We start from the raw sequence: 16611 nt of genomic DNA, 5'->3' as shown, positions 1-16611 counted from the left end.
TGCCGGCGGAGCCGGCGCTCGAGAGCTCCCGCGTCAACGAGCAGTTTTCTCCGCCGTCGACATCTCGTCCCGTAGACGGTATTGACGCGCAAGGTGCCGCCGACTGCTACGCAGCGACGTCAAAACATCCATCATTTCGTTGAGCACTCTGGCGCGATCGCCATCAGGCGCAGTGTCGTACGATGCGAGAAGCTCGTCGAAGTTCCTCTTGAACCGGCCGATCTTCATCCGACTGAGCATGATCGACTGATCGAGACCCGTAGCATCGTAGTCAATGGCCGCATCGAGGTCCCCGCCATCGAATAGACTGAAGAAAGTCTCCGCATCCTCCCTGAGTTCGTCACGAATCATGGACATCTGCCGCGCACGATCCTCTGCGCTGTCGTACTTGGTAATCTCCGCGCCGCGATCGAAGGGATCGTATGGCACCCCGAAGTTCCGAGCAATATCGAGAGCTTCATGCATTGTATGTGGCGCCAAACCGGTGGAATGATCATAGTTCAGTCGCCAAAAGGCGAAGAAGCTGTGGGCGACAGCCGTCAGGTCGCCAATGGACGCGTCGGCCCATCGTGCAAGATTAAGAGCGTTCGCCGTGGTCCTCGACATCGCAGCCCACATAGGCAGATGATGGCGTCGTGCAAATTTCACAACGTCGGAATGCTCATCGACAGTCGCCTGTCGATGCCTATCCCCAGGGTTACCACCGCTCTCCGACGACGTGATACGCGTACGTCGCACCTCCCCGTTCTCCAGAGTCTCCGCACGCTCTTCGATCGTCACCTGGTAGAGGTCTTCCGAAAGCTGGGGCAGGGTGCCGGCACCCTCGTTCACCGGTGCGTGCGCACGTTGCTGTATAAAGTATTCTTTCAATCCGTGAAGTGCGATGATTTTATCTCGGAACGAGTACCGCTCTGGACTCATCATGACATCCAGAGGACCGTTTTTGACGGCGGTGTACAGTTCCGGCCGGCCTCTCATCTCCGCCATGATGTTCGCGTAGGTGGCATATGCCGAACGCGGTACCGGCCTACGGCCCGGTGCGACTTCAACATAGTCCTCGTCAAGTTCTTCGAGAATCTTATTAACCTTCTCCGATGGAGAGATCTGCCCCCACACGTCCGGCTCCAAATCCATTCGGTGGACCCGGTACAGTATGTTTCGAAGCACCTTGTTCAAGCGCAACTCGACAACGTCACTCGCCACCACGGTGCGAGCGTACACCTTTTCGTCGCGACGCCCCGATTTGGCGGAGGCCCAACCGTACAGGCCAAGCTCGAGATCCTGAACCGTGTCGTACCACCGCTCTTGCCGCTTTCTTCCCCACCGTGGATTCGATCGGCCAGAGGTAGTGTCTCCAGGCTCGACCTCCACCCATTTCTTGAACTGATTCTGCATCACCTGCCGATTTTCCTCATCACGCTGTTTAAACGTGGCCAGGTCCGCGATGGCCCGCCAGTACGAGTCGGCCGACTCTGGTTTTATCTCTTGAGCGTCTTCGCCCACCCCGACCTTGACGGCGCGTTGGACCGTCAGAGGCGCGCTCGGCTTCCGGGCGTCGGAGGTGGAGGTTGCAGTGGGTTCAGCATGCTCAGCGATGTCATTGCCCTGCTCGGGATTCACAGCGCCGGTCCGCATCTGCTGGAGAAGGTGCCCAACAGCCTGATTACCGATGGTTCTCTGTAGTTGCAGGATGTGCGCCGCAACTCCTCCTGGCGGGCATCTGTGCGTTGCTGCAGGGTCGGTGCGATGCTCTTCTCGTTGCTTGCTGGCACGCGCAGGCCGCATACCCGGTGATCGTCCTCGCAAGGTAAATCGTCGTCACCGTGACGACAATCTCTCCACTTCGATCAGGTCGTTCAGGTGTGATCTGCTGGAGCTTTGGTGCGACCACTTCGGATAGCCGATCAAGTGCCTCTCGAGGGTTATTGCCGAGGACGACCCGGGGTTTGTAATAAGCCACATCAGAACCCGAGGACGACGTGCTCAGCCACCTCATGGAGAACCAGCTCTTCTACGGATGCTCTCAGCCGCGACGGGTTGGCGGCCATGCGACAGCTGCTCATCACCGCCGGTCACGACACGACGGCCACAAAGGAGATCCGGGCGGTCTATGGGATGAGTGACCGAAACCGGCGGCACGGCGAGGGTGAGCGGCTAGTGTTCGGACCATGCCGAACCTGCTCCATCTCGACTCGTCGGCCGATCTCCGCACCTCTCGGTCGCGGTCGATCACCGCGACGTTCGCGAACGCATGGACAGCGCTCGGACCCGACCACACCGTCACCCGACGGGACCTGCATCGGGATCCGCTGCCGCATCTCGCCGACGCCGACCTCCACTGGCCCGCACGGCTCCGCCCCGCAGGCGCCGCACCGCCGGCCGAAGCCGAGCAACAGCAGCAGGCTCTGATCGACGAGTTGCTGGCCGCCGACGTCCTCCTTCTCGGAGCGCCGCTCTACAACTACTCGGTGCCCTCCACCCTGAAGGCCTGGATCGACAACATCCACGTCCCCGGCCTCACCGCACCCTTCGACTCCGACACCCAGCCACTCAAGGGCCGGCCCGCCGTCATCGTCACCAGCCGGGGCGGCGCTTACGACACGGGGACGCCCACCGCAGGCTGGGACCACGCCGTCCCGGCGCTGCAGCTCATCCTCGGCTCCTCGCTCGGGATGTCCGTATCGGTGATCACCACGAGCCTCACCCTCGCCGAGACCGTGCCTCGCCTCGCGGACCAGCTCGACCGGAGCCGCAACGAACTCGCCGCCGCACACCGCGAGGCGACAGAGCTCGCGGAAAAGCTGGGGGCCGCCTGACAGCAACGGGAGCCGCCCAAGTTGCCGACTAGCTCGGCAAGCGACGTGCGTACGCCAGTGGGGTCGGCTCGGCGCTCCCCGACCAGACTCCGGTGAGGTTCTCGACATCGTCGTCGGCGCGGGCCGGCCCGCCGAGGACGCGTCGCACCACGAGTTCGAGCCCGGGCGCACCGACCGTCGTGGTGGTGCCGTGGTCCATAACCGACACGGAGGCGACCGAGAAGGCCCCGTCGCTCGGCGTACCAGAGCCGACCACCCGGACCGAGGGCTCCCGGCGCTGACTCGGGCCGTCCACCTGCTCCACCCACTCCTCGGCCTCCTGGCCGCCGGAGAGGATCACCGTCGCGAGGGCGGCGGCATAGACGGGGTCGCCGCACCCGTCATAGACCCATCTGCGCCCGAGCACGGAGTGCTCCGTCGTGCCGACGAGGAAGTCGTCGGCACCTGCCAACGGTGCACCACGGTAGGTCAGCGGCACCTGGAGTACCTGCATGTCACCGGTCCGCACCACGTGCGTCTCGATCCCCACCGCACCGACCGGGTCGTCGAACCGATACGCGCCGATGAGCTCGACCTGGCCCGACACGGCATCCTCGGACCACGGCCGCGTCGGCAGCCATTTCGCGATCAACTCGTGCTTCGTCCGGCTCAACTGCGCGCGGTGGATCAAGGCCATGAAGCGGAAACTACGCCACAGATCGTCCCCGACCTCACTGCCGACCTCGTCCACGACACCGCCCGCCGCGCGTCAGCCGTCGGCGGCGGCTCACTAGCGTCGACACCCGCCCGTGCTGCGACGGCGAAGTCAAACGAGGCCGGTGACGAAGGCAGCCAGTTCGTCGAGGTCGTGCAATGTCTCCGATTCAGGCCGATTCGTCAGGAGGAATAAAACTTCGTCGACCTCGGCCTCGGCGTAATCCGTCAGCATCGCCTCGTCTCGACCCGCTCCCCATATCATCGTCGGCACGGCATCTCGACCGTGATCGGACAACCATTGGCGCACCCGGCGCAACTCCGCCACCGGGGTAGCAGCTTGGGGCAACCAGCCGTCACCGTGCAGGCGCAGCCGATCGAGTGCCGCAGGGCTCTCACCCGCGATGTAGACGGGCGGGTGTGGGTTGTGGACCGGCTTTGGCCAGCTGAACACCGCGGGAAAGTCGACGAACCGGCCGTGGAACTCCGCCTGCTCCTCGGTCCACAACAATTTGGGCGCGGCCACCTGCTCGTTCGCTTTCCGGCCACGGGTCGCCGGATCGGTCCCGTGGTTGCTCATCTCTTCCCGGTTCCAGCCGACTCCGACCCCGAGCACGACCCGGCCACCTGAGATGAGATCCAGGCTCGCGACCTGCTTGGCCGTGTAGATCACGTCTCGCTGTGGCAGCAGAATCACGCTGGTAGTGAGCACGAGTTCGCGTGTCACGGTCGCGGCCACCGAGAGAACGACAAAAGGGTCCAGTGTCCGGTGGTAGACCCGGGGCAGCTCTCCTGCGCCTGGATACGGTGGGGTGTAGTTGACCGGTATATGCGAGTGTTCAGTGACGGCCAAAGAATGGAAGCCGCGTTCTTCGACCGCCACAGCCAGCGCGGCTGCACCGATACCTTCGTCGGTCACGAAGGCCGCTATACCAAACTTCACGTTGTGCTTCCCTCGACTCTGAATTCATTTACCAGATCACCCGAGGCGCCTGTTTTCACTCTTCCAGCATCCGAGAAAGTCGAACTGGTGCATCCGTTGACATCTCGGGCGTCCAGATGGCGATGTGGAGGTCGGGTAGGCCCGCGGGAGTCAATCGGTGGTGCCATAAGTCGAGGTCGCCGGCGACCGGGTGATGGAGTAGCTCTCTGCTGGGAGTGAACGGTTCGATGTCGTGCTCGCTCCAGCACTCGCGGAAGAAGTCGCTCGACGCGAGAAGCCGACCGATCAGCATGGACACCGACGGGGCAGAGGCGGTCTCCGGCAGCAGCCCTGAATGCGGCAGCGAACCGGCGACCGGCGACTTCCCAGTGCTCGATCAACTCGCGCACGTACGGATCGGTGAACATGAGCCAGAGTGCATTGCGGTCGACCTCGGGAACGGTCGCCACGGTCGGGTAGAGCACCTCGAACGCCCTGTTCCATTTCACGATCTGCCAGTCCGGGTCGGCGACGTACGCCGGGAAATCTCCGAGTACGTCGAGCAGCCGCAGCGCATGTGCCGGAACCTCCCGCAGAGGCCGATCCTCCGCGGGCGGACGGGCCACATACCCCGCTAGTGACAGAACGTAGGAATGTTCAGCGCACGTCAGTCGCAGGGTACGTGCGACCGCGTCGAGCACACTCCGAGACGGACGGGCATTGCGACCTTGTTCGAGCGACGTGTACCAGCCGATGCTGATGCCGGACAGGATGGCGACCTCTTCACGACGAAGCCCCGTGAACCGTCCGGCGACCGGTGGGAGGGACGGCTCGTCCCGGGCACGCCGCAACCGGCGGAGCCTGAGGAACTCGCCCAACTGGCGGCGACGCTGCGCCTCGGCGCTCATCCGCCGCCCGCTCATAACGCCCTGGCTTTCGTGGGGCAGATGAGGTGATACCGATGAGCGGGCAAGCCAATATTCGGGCGTGGTCTCGGGTGGTGAGCAGGTTGGGCAGCGGGCCTTCCCACCGGCCGACCGATCGTCTTCGCCGTCATTGCGCATGCCCCGCATTGGTACCGTTTTCCTGACTCGGGTGAGGCCGCGCATTGCGGCGACGGCGCCTCGCCTCCTACTGACACGTCGACTCCTCACCCGACGGGTGTCAGGCGTCTCCACCCGAGCGACAAGTACCCGGGCGTCCGCGGCTCGCAGATAGCGGACAGGGCGTTCGGTCCGGGTGGGCAGCACCTGCCGAACCGCCTTGAGTTCGGGGATCCGCGATGGCGGGCATGAACGTCCTTCCGAGGTCCGGGCGTCGAGTCACCCCAGTTGACCGCACCAGATGCTCAGTGGGGGCGACATTCTCTGCTCAGCTTCGAGACATTTCCTGCCGCGGGCTTGCGGGAGCGGATCGGACGGCCCGAGATTGAGAAACCCGACAGGAGCGGCGATGTCCGGCATTCCGCCGACCGACCGTGGAATGACGTCAGCGGTGGGGAGTTCCGTCGGAGAATAAATCACACGACGTCAGGGATTGTCGGTCGCCGCCCTGATACCGGGCCGGTCCAGCCCCGCTGCGAGTTCGGCGAGCGCCTGGTCGATCTCGCCACGCAAGGCGTCGAGCGGCGGCGCGGTGTCGGGGCCGGTGGCCTGGTCGAGCCAGCGGTCGAGCACCAGCCGCAAGGCGGCGAGCGCGGTTGCGGCGCAGAGCATCGGATAGATGGGAGTGCGCCGGGACATCGCAGAGGGCCCGCCCCCCGACGGGCCGGTATCAGCTGGGCCGAGCCGCTCCGTGATGGCTTCGGCGAGGGCCTTCTCCTGCGTGGCGAGGATGGCGAGCTGGTGAGGAACCAGCGAGGGTGCCGTGCGGATCAGCCGGAGGGCCTTGAGGTGATCGTGGCTGGTCGCGTCGCTGTCGTCCATGACGACGAGCACTGCCCCGCGGAGTGCCTGGAGTACTGATTCGGTGCGAGGACGCGCCCGGAAAGCCGCGATGAGCGCGTCGGCGCCGGCGGCCGAGGCGGCGACAACCGCGTCCTCCTTGCTGGAGAAGTGGTTGAAGAAGGTTCGCAGCGCAATGTCGGCCTCCGCCGCGATCTGTTCGACGGTGACGTTCTCGACCCCGTGCCGGACGGACAGGCGAAGTGCCGCTTCGCGCACCGCGGCCCGGGTGGCGAGCTTCTTCCGCTCCCGACGCCCCAGCACCGGCTCGGCATCGCCACCGACGCGCGGGTGCGTGCCCGCTGGCACGGAAACGGCCATCGTGTCCCTCCTCGTGTCGTCCGGCACGGAGCCGTCCATTCTGCTCGGCCGGCCAACCGCGGGACCGCCCCTACCTGCTGCGTTCGAGTATCGCGGTATGCCTGTGCACCGCGGGGCGGGCGGCCGCCGCTGGTCCACCGGGCGCAGGCGCCCGACCCCGGGTGTCAGTTCATGGTGGTCAGGCCCAGGTCACCGGCAGCGCGTGGACGCCGAAGATCTGCATGTCGTTACGCAGGGGAATCTCCTCGACGGGCACGGCGAGCCGCAGGTTCGGCAGGCGGTTGAAGAGCTCCGCGAACCCGATGCGCATCTCGATGCGCGCCAGCTGCTGGCCGAGGCACTGGTGGATCCCGTGGCCGAACGCGAGATGCGGCGAGCGGGGCCGGTGCACGTCGAGCTGGTCGGGCTCGGGGAAGTGTCGCTGGTCGCGGTTGGCCTCCGGAGTTGCGATCACCACCGTGGTGCCGGCCGGGATGTCGACGCCGCCGACGGTGACGTCCTCGGTGGCGATCCGGGTCACGCCGAGCTGGATGATGCTCAGGTAGCGCAGCAGCTCCTCGACCGTGTTGTCGATCAGGCTCGGGTCGGCTCGCAGGGCGGCCAGCTGGTCGGGGTTGTCCAGCAACGCGAGGGTGCCCAGGCCGAGCATGTTCGCGGTGGTCTCGTGGCCCGCTCCGAGCAGCACCAGAGCGACGTCCACCAGTTGGGCGTTGGTCAACGGCGGCTCGGCGTCGTGGACGAGCCCGGAGAGCAGGTCGTCGGCCGGGTTCTGGCGCTTGTGGTTCACCAGGTGCTGGATGAACCCGTACAGCGCCGCGCGGGCCTTCGCGCGTTCCTCATCGGTGGTGGTGAGGGCGAGCGAGATGTGGGTGTTGTGCTGGAACTCTTCGCGGTCGGCGTAGTCCACGCCGAGCAGCTCGCAGATCATCAGCGACGGGATCGGCAGCGCGTAGGAGGGGACGAGGTCGGCCTCGGTGCCGGCGGCCTGCATGGCCTCGATGTGCTCCACCGCGATCTCCCGCACGCGCGACTCCAGCGCCTTCATCCGCCGGACGGTGAACTGCCCGGTCAGCAGCCGCCGCAGCCGGGTGTGCTCGGGCGGGTCCATGAACACGAACATCCCGTCGGTGCGTTCCTCCACCGCCGCTCGCGCTGGTGTCTCACCCCGCTCGGCCAGCGCGGCCACCTCGTGCGGCTGCAGCTGGGAGGCGTCGGGATAGCGGACCCGGTCGGAACTGAAGCGCTGATCACCCATGACGGCGCGCGCCTCGTCGAACCCGGTCACCATGAAAGCGTGAGCCCCGTTGGCAAGAGTCAGCGGCTGCACAGCTCCGTCACCGCGACGTCGCTCCAGGCCAGGCGCTGGGGCGAACGGGCAACCAGCGGGGCGCTCGGTCATATCCGTGGGCAGGACCCGGCTCATCGACGTCGCGGTCCCGGCCGGGGACTCGTACGACGTCTGCTCGCTCGAGGCACTCATCACATGTCCTTTCCGGGCACGCCGTCGTTCGGCTGCCCGTGGTGGGAGAGCACAACCACCCTAGGACACAAAGATGCACACCGTGCATCGATGCCTGAAGTGCCAGATTTCGCCGGGTCCGGCACCGCGGGGGTGCATCCGGCGGGATCTCACATGACGACCATGCCCCGCTGGATCACAGTGCGAGGCCGGGACTCGTCCCACACGACGGACGGGTCCTCCAACGGGTTCCCGTCGACGAGCAGCAGATCGCCGGCCGCCCCGACACCGATCCGGCCGAGGTCCGGCCGTCGGATGATCTCCGCATTGACGGAGGTCACGGACCGCAGCACCTCGAGCGGGCTCTCGACCTCCAACTGGAGCCGGAGGCCCCGCAGTTGATCGTCCTCCAGTTCGCCCATCAGGTCGCTTCCCCAACCGATCGTCACCCCGGCTGCCCGTGCAACCTCGATCGCGCGCAGTCCTGAATCCAGAACTTCTTTGTTCTTCACCTTCGAAATCGGCGACATGTTGACCTCGTCTCCGCGGCGCTCCATCGCGTCGTAGGCGACGAGCGTGGGAACCAGGTACGCCCCGTGCTCGGCCATCACCCCGGCCGAGCCCTCGTCGAGCAAGTTGCCGTGCTCGACCGTCCGGACGCCGTTGCTCACCGCATGCACGATCGACTCCGGGGAGTAGGCGTGCGCCGCCACGTAGCTGCCGCGCCTGCCCGCCTCCTCGACGACTGCCCGAAGCTCCTCCGGCGAGTACTGAGGGATCCGGATCGGATCGGTCAGCGACACCACCCCGCCCGACGTCATGACCTTGATGGCGTGCGCGCCCGTGCGAAAACGCTCGCGCACTGCGCGCCGGAGATTGTCGACACCGTCCACGACCTCGCACATGTGGCCGCCGGGGCAGCAGAGATCGAAGTCGGCGGGCCGCGCGTCGCCATGCCCTCCCGTCTGGCTCAGCGCGGCCCCCGTGTAGAGGTAACGCGGAGCGACGACGTAGCCCCGCTCGATCGCGTTGGCCAGTCCGATGTCGCCGCCGGCGACGTCGCGTACCGTGGTGAAGCCTCGGCCCAGAGCTGACCGCAGCCGTGCTGCGCCGACCAGCGAGACATAGCTGAGCGACACCGACTCGTTCTCGAGCGCGGACAGGCTCGTGCCGTACGCGTGGAAGTGCGCATCGATCAGGCCTGGCATCACGACCTTGCCGCCGGCGTCGACGACTGTCGCACCAGCGGCCGGGGTCAGGTCGCCCACGGCGGTCACGGTGCCGTCGACGATCTCGATCGCGCCGGGCGTGAGGTCAGGGCTGGAACCGTCGAAGATGAGCGCGTTGACGACCGTCAGGCTGCGTGAATCGATCATGTGTAACTCGTACTCCCGGAGGTCGAACTCAAGACGACATGAAGGGCGAACGGCCGCCCTCAGCGATGAACCGGTCGATCTCCTGCTCGAGCACGGTCAGCGGCACGCTGCCCAAACCGAGCACGGTGTCGTGGAAATTGCGGATGTTGAAAGCCTCGCCGAGCGCTTCCTCGGCACGGCGGCGCAGCTCCCAGATCTTCAGCTGGCCGAGGTGGTAAGCGCACGCCTGACCGGGCCACGCGATGTAGCGGTCGATCTCGGTGGTGATCTCGTGGTCGGCGATCGCCGTGTTGGCCCGCATGAAGTCCTGAGCCTGCTCACGGCTCCACCCGAGTGCGTGCATGCCCGGATCGACGACGAGCCGGACGGCCCGCCACATCTGGAAGCTCAGCATGCCCATCATGTCGAAGGGTGTCTCGTAGATCCCCATCTCGACGCCGAGCCGTTCGGTGTAGAGAGCCCAGCCTTCTCCATAAGCCGAGATATAGACGTGCCGGCGGAACGCAGGGTGATGCTTCTGCTCGTGTGCGAAGGGGATCTGGAACGCGTGGCCGGGAGCGGCCTCGTGCAGCGTGAGCGCGGGAATCGAATAGAGGGGCCGCGCCGGCAGGTTGTAGGTGTTGAGGGTGTAGCGGCCCAGGCCCCCGCGACCGAACGTATAGAAAGGCGCCAGGTCCGGGGGAACCTCCACGATCCCGAAGCGCATCTCCGGCAGCTTCCCGAAGAAACGGTCGACGACCAGGTCGAACTTCTTCGCCTCGTAAGCCGCCACCATCAGCAGCTCCTTGGCGGTCTTCGCGTAGAACCTCGGGTCCGTGCGCATGAACTCCAGCAGGCCAGGCACGTCGCCCGCGAAGCCGACCTGCGCGGCGACCTCCTCCATCTCCGCCCGGATCGCGGCCACCTCGCGCTGCCCGATGACGAAGATCTCCTGCGCGCTCAGCTCCGTCGTCGTGAACTCGCGGAGCTGGGCCTGATAGAAGGCGGCGCCGTCCGGGCCGTCGGCCGCTGCCGTGGCGACCGGGAGTTGTGGGAAGTACTCCTGCTCGACGTAGGTGAGCAGGTCCCGGTAGGCGGGGATCACCGCCGTGGCGATGACCGCGGCGCCCTCCTCCCGCAGGCGTTCGCGAATCTCCTGCGGCAGCCCGTCCGGCAAGGTGCCGAAGGGCTTGAAGAACACCGTCTCCTCAGGCGCGCCGGCCGTCGCGACAGTCCGGATCGTCTCCTGCCGACCCGTCATCGAGACTTGCGGCGGACCGAAACCACGACCGATCCCAGCTCGCATGTTGTCGATGTGCTGGGCGAAGAACCTCGGTACGTCGCCGAGCTGCTTCACATAACGCCGCGCGTCGTCCTCGCTGTCCAACGCCCGGTTGCCGCGTTCGGCGAGCACGCCCCAGAACGAGGTGTCCGCGTTGGCCGGACGCTCGTACATCCGGTGCTGCTGCTGCGCGATCAACGTCGAGATCTGCTGCTCATAGACCGAGTAGTCCTGCTTCGCCGCCGCCGAGAGGCGCTCGAACGGCACTTCCCTCAGCTTGCCGAGCACCGATTCCCAGTAGCGGAGACGCTCCTGCTGAGCGGCCTCACTCACATCCGGCAGGAAGTCGTCGATCCGCCCGCGCGAGGAGAGAGACTGCTCACCGAGCTGCTCCGTCCGCCACCGCCACTCGGACTCGTAGAGATCCCTCAGCAGTTCGTCGGCCTCCTGCAAGGTCTCCGATACCGTCATTCAATTCCCTTCTTCGTCTGATTCTGCTCTCGGCCCGTCCGGCGTCACGGCTGTCCTTCCCTGCCGGCCTCGAGAGCCGGAGCCTCGCCTCCGGTCGCCCACGTGATGAACTCGGCGATGTCTGCGCTCTGCCTGACGCGCGAGGGCTCGTGCAGATACATCATGTGCCCCGCCTCGTAGTAGCGGCGCACGATGTTTCCGTGAGCCTCATCCGGAACGCGCAGGTGCGCGAGGACGTACTCGGCGGCCGCGAAAGGCGTGGCGGCGTCGTAGTACCCGAAGGCCACGTAGACCTTGAGGTCAGGATTCATCCGCATCGCCGACGACAGCGCATCGGCGCTCACGACGTAGCGGTTCTCGAACTCCTTGTACGACCACGGCTGCACTCGGTCGGTCAAGATCTCGTACGTGAAGTCCGACTCGTACTTCAGCTCGGCCCGCAGGTAGTGGTTCACCGCCGCGGTGTAGGGGAAGAAGATCACGAAGTGCGCGGGGTCCTGGTCCTGCTCCGCCAACTCAAGGTCGCCGGGATGGGCGGTGAAGCGAGCGTCGAGGCGACCGGTCATGAGCTCCCGATCGCGCAGGAGCTCGGCGAAGAAGTGCTTGTGCTCGATCCGCAGGTTCGAGCGGAACACGTAGTCGGCGTCCAGCCCGATCAGCTCGGCGACTCGCGTGGCGAGCTCTCGCCGCTCGTCCCTGCTCAGGCGCGTTCCACGGGACAGCGCGTGGGCGTATTCGCCCTCCGCGAAGGCCTCGGCGTCGGCGACGACCTCGCGCAGGGTTCTGCCCTCATGCTTGCCGTGATAGTGCGCGATGGCGGCGTAGGTCGGCAGGAAGTTCACATAGGGAGCATCGTTGCCTTCGTAGAAGCGGATGCTGCCGAAATCGAGGACCGCCGAGATCAGGATGATCCCGTTCATCGCCATTCCGTGACGTGTGGCGAGGTAGCCGGCGAGAGCGGCCGCCCGCGTCGTACCGTACGACTCCCCCGCCAGGAACTTCGGCGAGAGCCATCTCTCGTTGCGAGTCAGCCAGAGCCGGATCGTCTCCCCGACGAGGTCGCGGTCACCGCTGAAGCCATGGAAGTCGGCGGGAGCGCCTCCGACGACAGCGCGGCTGTAGCCCGTGGTGATGGGGTCGATGAAGACGATGTCGGCGTGCGCCAGCAGGGACTCCGCGTTGTCCAGCAGTCCATAAGGCGGCGGGGTCCGGTTGTCGACGTCGCCGGAGTCGACTCGACGCGGCCCGAACAGGCCGAGATGCAACCAGACCGATGAGGAACCGGGGCCACCGTTGAAGGCGAAGACCACGGGCCGCGTCAGCGGGTCCGCACCGTCGGCGGTGTAGGCGGTGACGAATACCTCGGCGGTGGGCATCCTGCCCTTGAAGGTGCCCTCGCTGATGACCTCCTCACTGATCACCATCCGGCCCGCCGTCGCGTGATAGTCGAGGCTCCGCGAACCGAGCCGCATAGTGTGCGTCGTCGTCACCAGGTCGTCGGTCGGCGGGGTGCCGTCATTCCCGTTCCGCTCGCGTGATGCCTCCTCGGGCCGATCGTCCTCGCCCACCATTTCTCCTCAGGCTCGTGCCGTCATTTCTCCGCCTACCGCTCCTGGTCGACCAGTTCACCCTTTTCACCCTGGCCGTCAGGCGCGCCGTTCAGGCGGAGTCGCTCATGCATCAGGCGGGCCCGATCCCATTCCGGGTTGATCCGAGGTATCGCCGCCAAGAGCGTCTTCGTGTAATCGTCTTGAGGGTGGTCGAACACCGCGTCCCGCGGGCCTTGCTCGACGATCTTTCCGCGGCTCATCACCGCGACGCGATGTGAGATCTGGCGGACGACGGCCAGGTCGTGTGCGATGAACAGGTAGCTGAAGCCGCGCTCCCGCTGCAGATCCTTGAGCAGGTCGATGACCTGCGCCTGCACGGTGACGTCGAGGGCCGAGACGGCCTCGTCGCAGATGACGAGCTTCGGGTTCACGACGAGCGCCCGCGCGATGCCGATGCGCTGCGCCTGGCCGCCGGAGAACTGCGCCGGATAACGACGCGAGTGGTCAGGGTTCAGCCCCACCCGCGACATCAGGTCCTTGACGATCCGGGGATACTCCTTCGAGTCCCCGATTCCCTGATAGCGCAGCGGAGCCGAGATGATCTGTTCGACGGTGTGTCTGGGATTGAGGGACGAGAACGGGTCCTGGAACACGACCTGAACATCACTTCGGAACGCTCGGAGCTGTTTCTTGTCGGGCCGTGTCACGTCGACGCCATCGAACTCCAGCGTTCCCGATGTCGGTTCGAGCAGCTTCGCGATGATCCGCGCTGTCGTCGACTTGCCCGAGCCGGATTCGCCCACGATCGACGTGGTCTCGCCGGGGTAGATCTCGAAGCTCACGTCGTCGACGGCACGAAACGTCGACTTGCCGGTCACGGCACCGTCGCCCTTGATCGAGAACACCTTGACGAGCGACCGGGCCCGCAACAGCGGTGCGTCCGAACCACCGTTGACCGTCTCAGGGGTCATGCTGCTCACTGCGCCCCCCTACCGGCCGGCCCGGAGAAGTCGACGGCGTCCTCGATACGTGGCACCGCGGCGAGCAACTCCCGGGTGTACTCGTTCTCCGGCCGGGAGAAGATCTGCTCGGTCGGTCCCGTCTCCATGGTCTTGCCGTTCCGCAGCACGTGGACGGCGTCTGCGATCTGGCTGACCACGGCCAGATCGTGCGTGATGAACAGCATCGCTGCGCCGGTAGCGCTCTGGAGCATCGAGATGAGCTCCAGGATCTGTGCCTGCACGGTGACGTCGAGCGCCGTGGTCGGCTCGTCCGCGATGATCAGGTCGGGTTCACAGGAGAGCGCCATGGCGATCATGACCCGCTGCCGCATGCCGCCCGAGAACTGGTGCGGGTAGTGGTCCGCCCGGCGGTCCGGATCGGGGATCTTCACTCGACGCATCGCATCGATGGCGACCTTGCGGGCGTTCTTCCGCCCACCACCGCGATGCGCCAGGTACGCCTCCTCGATCTGGAGCCCCACGGTGTAGTACGGGTTCAGCGACGACAGGGGGTCCTGGAAGATCATGGCGATCTGGTCGCCACGGATCCGGCGCATCTGCTGCTCGCGGCGGCCGAGCAGCTCCTCCCCCTTGAACATCACAGAACCGCTGGTACGCGCACCCTTCGGCAGCAGGCCGATGATGGCGAGCGACGTCATGGACTTGCCGGAGCCGGACTCCCCCACGACCCCGAGCGTCTTGCCCCTGTCGATGCGGAAGGAGATCCCGTCGACCACGGTCGAGCGCCCCTGCTTGGTGTCGAAACCGACCGACAGGTCTGTCACCTCGAGCAGCGGCGTTCCGTCGGTCCGCTTCTCGTCCTCACCTCGGCCCACCTCGTGCTGAGTCATCGCGTCACCGTTCTGAGTCTCGGGTCGAGGAAGCGGTAGAGCAGGTCGACCACGATGTTCGCGATCACCACGAAGAACGCGGCCAGCAGAGTGACGCCCATGATGACCGGCTGGTCGTTCGAGGCGACCGCGTCGAACGCCAGCTTTCCTACGCCGTTCAGCCCGAACACGGTCTCCGTGATCAGCGCACCCCCGAGCAGCGTCGCGACGTCCATGCCGAACAGCGTCACCAGCGGCGTGAGCGAGGGACGCAGAGCATGCCGACGCAGGATCAGACCGGGCGCAAGTCCCTTGGCCCGCGCCGTGCGCATGAAGTTCTCGCTCAGAGTGTCGAGCACGTTCGTGCGGGTGAGCCGCGCATACAGTGCGACGTAGAGAAATGCGAGCACCATCCACGGCATCAGATACGACTGGAACCAGACGACGGGATCGTCGCCGAAGTCGACCGCGCTGGGGTAGGGAAGCCACTCGAGCTTCGCCACGAGGACGTACTGCAGCACCAGCGCCAAGAAGTAGTTCGGCAGAGCCACGCCGGCCAGCGCGATCACCATGGCCGTCCTGTCCCAGCCCGTTCCGGACTTCAGCGCGCTGACCAAACCGAGCGTGATGCCGAAGAGCAGCCAGAGAACGGACGCGCCGACGGCGAGCGTGATCGACACCGGCAGCCGGCTCAGGATCATGGTCAGGACGTCCTGACCGTTCTGAAAGCTGTGGCCGATACATGGTGCAGCGCAGGCGATTGCCGACGGACCGTCGCCGTAGCTCCTGCCGACGAAGATTCCCTGCAGGAATGTGACGAACTGGGTGAGGAAAGGCTGGTCGATGCCGAGCTGGTGCCGAATGGCGTCGATCCGGTCCGGGGTGCACGTCTGCCCACAGATGGCCACCGCAGGTTCCGGCGAGAGCGCGAAGAACACCAAGAAGGTGAAGAAGGTAACCGCGAGCAAGGTCAGGACTGCCCAGAGGAGTCGCTTCCCTACATAGAGACCCATCAGAGCCGCCCGCCTTCGGCGATCAATTTCTGCGCTCGGTCACCGACGACGGTCGCCGAGAGGACGGTAAGGAAGAGGAAGATTCCGGGGATCAGGAAGTAGCTCGGCACCGCGGTGAACCAGGGCACCGACGCCGAGATCATCTGGCCCCAGGATGCGGTCGGTGGCGTGATACCGACGCCGAGGAACGACAGCCCGGCCTCGACGCCGATGAAGTTCGGCACCGCGAGTGTGGCGATGACGATGATCGAACCGGAGAGATTGGGCAGGATCTCCCGGAATATGATGGCCGCCCGGCTCGCCCCCGAGGCCTGAGCAGCCTCGACGAATTCGCGGCGAGCCAAGGACATCGTCTGACTGCGAATGATGCGGGCCATGTGGACCCAGCCGAAAATGCTCAGAACAGCGATGAGCATGAGCGGCCGATTGATGTGCGGAAGCGCCGACAGCAGGGCAATCATGAAGATCAGGGTGGGAAACGCCATCAGGAAGTCCATGACTCGCGAGATCACCTGATCCACGACGCCACCGAAGAATCCGGCGAGCATCCCGAGCACGACTCCGAGGGTGGCCGTCAACACCGTGGCCGAGATCGCGATGAGCATGGAGACCTGCGCCCCGTAGACGATCCGGGCGAAGATGTCGCGGCCGTTCTGCGGCTCGACCCCGAGCCAGTGCCGGGACCCGATCCCGCCGAAGGATCCCAGCGGAACGCCGCCGGTCGCGGAGTCCACTGCGGTCGGGTCGAAGGTGTACGGGCCCCAGCCGCTGATCTTGGTGATGAGCGGCGCGAAGATCGCCATCAGCAGGACCAGAGCCAAGAAGCCGGTGCTCAAGATCACTGGGACGGTGAACAGTTGTCTGGACAGTCTCACGACGGAGAGCGGTGCGGCGTTCAGCAGCGCCTGCTCGCTCTCGGCGTCCGATACCGTCGCCGGCGTCAGTATGGCCATGG

13 protein-coding genes and 1 pseudogene are annotated in these 16611 nt (G+C 65.8%); 1 reads left to right on the top strand and 13 read right to left on the bottom strand.

Going from position 1 to position 16611, the window contains the following annotated elements:
- Positions 1 to 33 precede the first annotated feature (33 nt).
- On the bottom strand, positions 34 to 1620 hold the full coding sequence (locus ABD743_RS19070) for a hypothetical protein (RefSeq protein WP_344723458.1): 1587 nt from the start codon (positions 1618 to 1620) through the stop codon (positions 34 to 36).
- 548 nt (positions 1621 to 2168) lie between these two features.
- Between ABD743_RS19070 and ABD743_RS19065 the strand changes: the two genes are divergently transcribed.
- On the top strand, positions 2169 to 2816 hold the full coding sequence (locus ABD743_RS19065) for an FMN-dependent NADH-azoreductase (RefSeq protein ID WP_344723457.1): 648 nt from the start codon (positions 2169 to 2171) through the stop codon (positions 2814 to 2816).
- Between the two features lie 28 nt (positions 2817 to 2844).
- Here the strand turns inward: ABD743_RS19065 and ABD743_RS19060 are convergent, their stop codons facing one another.
- The 12 genes and pseudogenes from ABD743_RS19060 to ABD743_RS19010 form a co-directional block, all read right to left on the bottom strand.
- On the bottom strand, positions 2845 to 3492 hold the full coding sequence (locus ABD743_RS19060; RefSeq protein ID WP_344723456.1) for a CG0192-related protein: 648 nt from the start codon (positions 3490 to 3492) through the stop codon (positions 2845 to 2847).
- A gap of 129 nt (positions 3493 to 3621) precedes the next feature.
- A complete protein-coding gene (locus ABD743_RS19055) occupies positions 3622 to 4452 on the bottom strand; it encodes a TIGR03619 family F420-dependent LLM class oxidoreductase (protein ID WP_344723455.1) in 831 nt (276 codons plus the stop codon).
- Positions 4453 to 4507: 55 nt separating this feature from the next.
- Positions 4508 to 5339: pseudogene (locus ABD743_RS44510) on the bottom strand (helix-turn-helix transcriptional regulator).
- A 621-nt stretch (positions 5340 to 5960) separates the two neighbouring features.
- Positions 5961 to 6695, bottom strand: coding sequence for a TetR/AcrR family transcriptional regulator (locus tag ABD743_RS19050; RefSeq protein WP_344723454.1), 735 nt, complete (start codon positions 6693 to 6695; stop codon positions 5961 to 5963).
- Between the two features lie 178 nt (positions 6696 to 6873).
- Positions 6874 to 8175 carry a cytochrome P450 gene (locus ABD743_RS19045; RefSeq protein WP_344723453.1) on the bottom strand — a complete coding sequence of 434 codons (1302 nt, stop codon included), beginning with the start codon at positions 8173 to 8175 and terminating at the stop codon, positions 6874 to 6876.
- Between the two features lie 149 nt (positions 8176 to 8324).
- Positions 8325 to 9530 (bottom strand): metal-dependent hydrolase family protein, encoded by a 1206-nt coding sequence (locus tag ABD743_RS19040; RefSeq protein ID WP_344723451.1) that lies wholly within the window; start codon positions 9528 to 9530, stop codon positions 8325 to 8327.
- A gap of 28 nt (positions 9531 to 9558) precedes the next feature.
- Positions 9559 to 11262, bottom strand: coding sequence for a DUF885 domain-containing protein (locus tag ABD743_RS19035; protein ID WP_344723450.1), 1704 nt, complete (start codon positions 11260 to 11262; stop codon positions 9559 to 9561).
- A gap of 44 nt (positions 11263 to 11306) precedes the next feature.
- Positions 11307 to 12833, bottom strand: a complete 1527-nt coding sequence (locus ABD743_RS19030; protein ID WP_379659497.1) for a S10 family peptidase — start codon at positions 12831 to 12833, stop codon at positions 11307 to 11309.
- 32 nt (positions 12834 to 12865) lie between these two features.
- On the bottom strand, positions 12866 to 13690 hold the full coding sequence (locus tag ABD743_RS19025; RefSeq protein WP_344723448.1) for an ATP-binding cassette domain-containing protein: 825 nt from the start codon (positions 13688 to 13690) through the stop codon (positions 12866 to 12868).
- 98 nt (positions 13691 to 13788) lie between these two features.
- Entirely contained in the window at positions 13789 to 14664 is an 876-nt protein-coding gene (locus tag ABD743_RS19020) for an ABC transporter ATP-binding protein (RefSeq protein WP_344723447.1), read from the bottom strand.
- On the bottom strand, positions 14661 to 15656 hold the full coding sequence (locus tag ABD743_RS19015; protein ID WP_344723446.1) for an ABC transporter permease: 996 nt from the start codon (positions 15654 to 15656) through the stop codon (positions 14661 to 14663). The genes ABD743_RS19020 and ABD743_RS19015 overlap by 4 nt, the downstream gene beginning before the upstream one ends.
- On the bottom strand, positions 15656 to 16609 hold the full coding sequence (locus ABD743_RS19010) for an ABC transporter permease (RefSeq protein WP_344723445.1): 954 nt from the start codon (positions 16607 to 16609) through the stop codon (positions 15656 to 15658). The genes ABD743_RS19015 and ABD743_RS19010 overlap by 1 nt, the downstream gene beginning before the upstream one ends.
- Between the last annotated feature and the right edge of the window lie 2 nt (positions 16610 to 16611).

Source organism: Pseudonocardia yunnanensis (assembly GCF_039534065.1).
Classification (GTDB): domain Bacteria; phylum Actinomycetota; class Actinomycetes; order Mycobacteriales; family Pseudonocardiaceae; genus Pseudonocardia; species Pseudonocardia yunnanensis.
The sequence above is the reverse complement of the archived record's forward strand: the minus strand, read 5'-3'. Positions and strand labels throughout refer to the sequence as shown.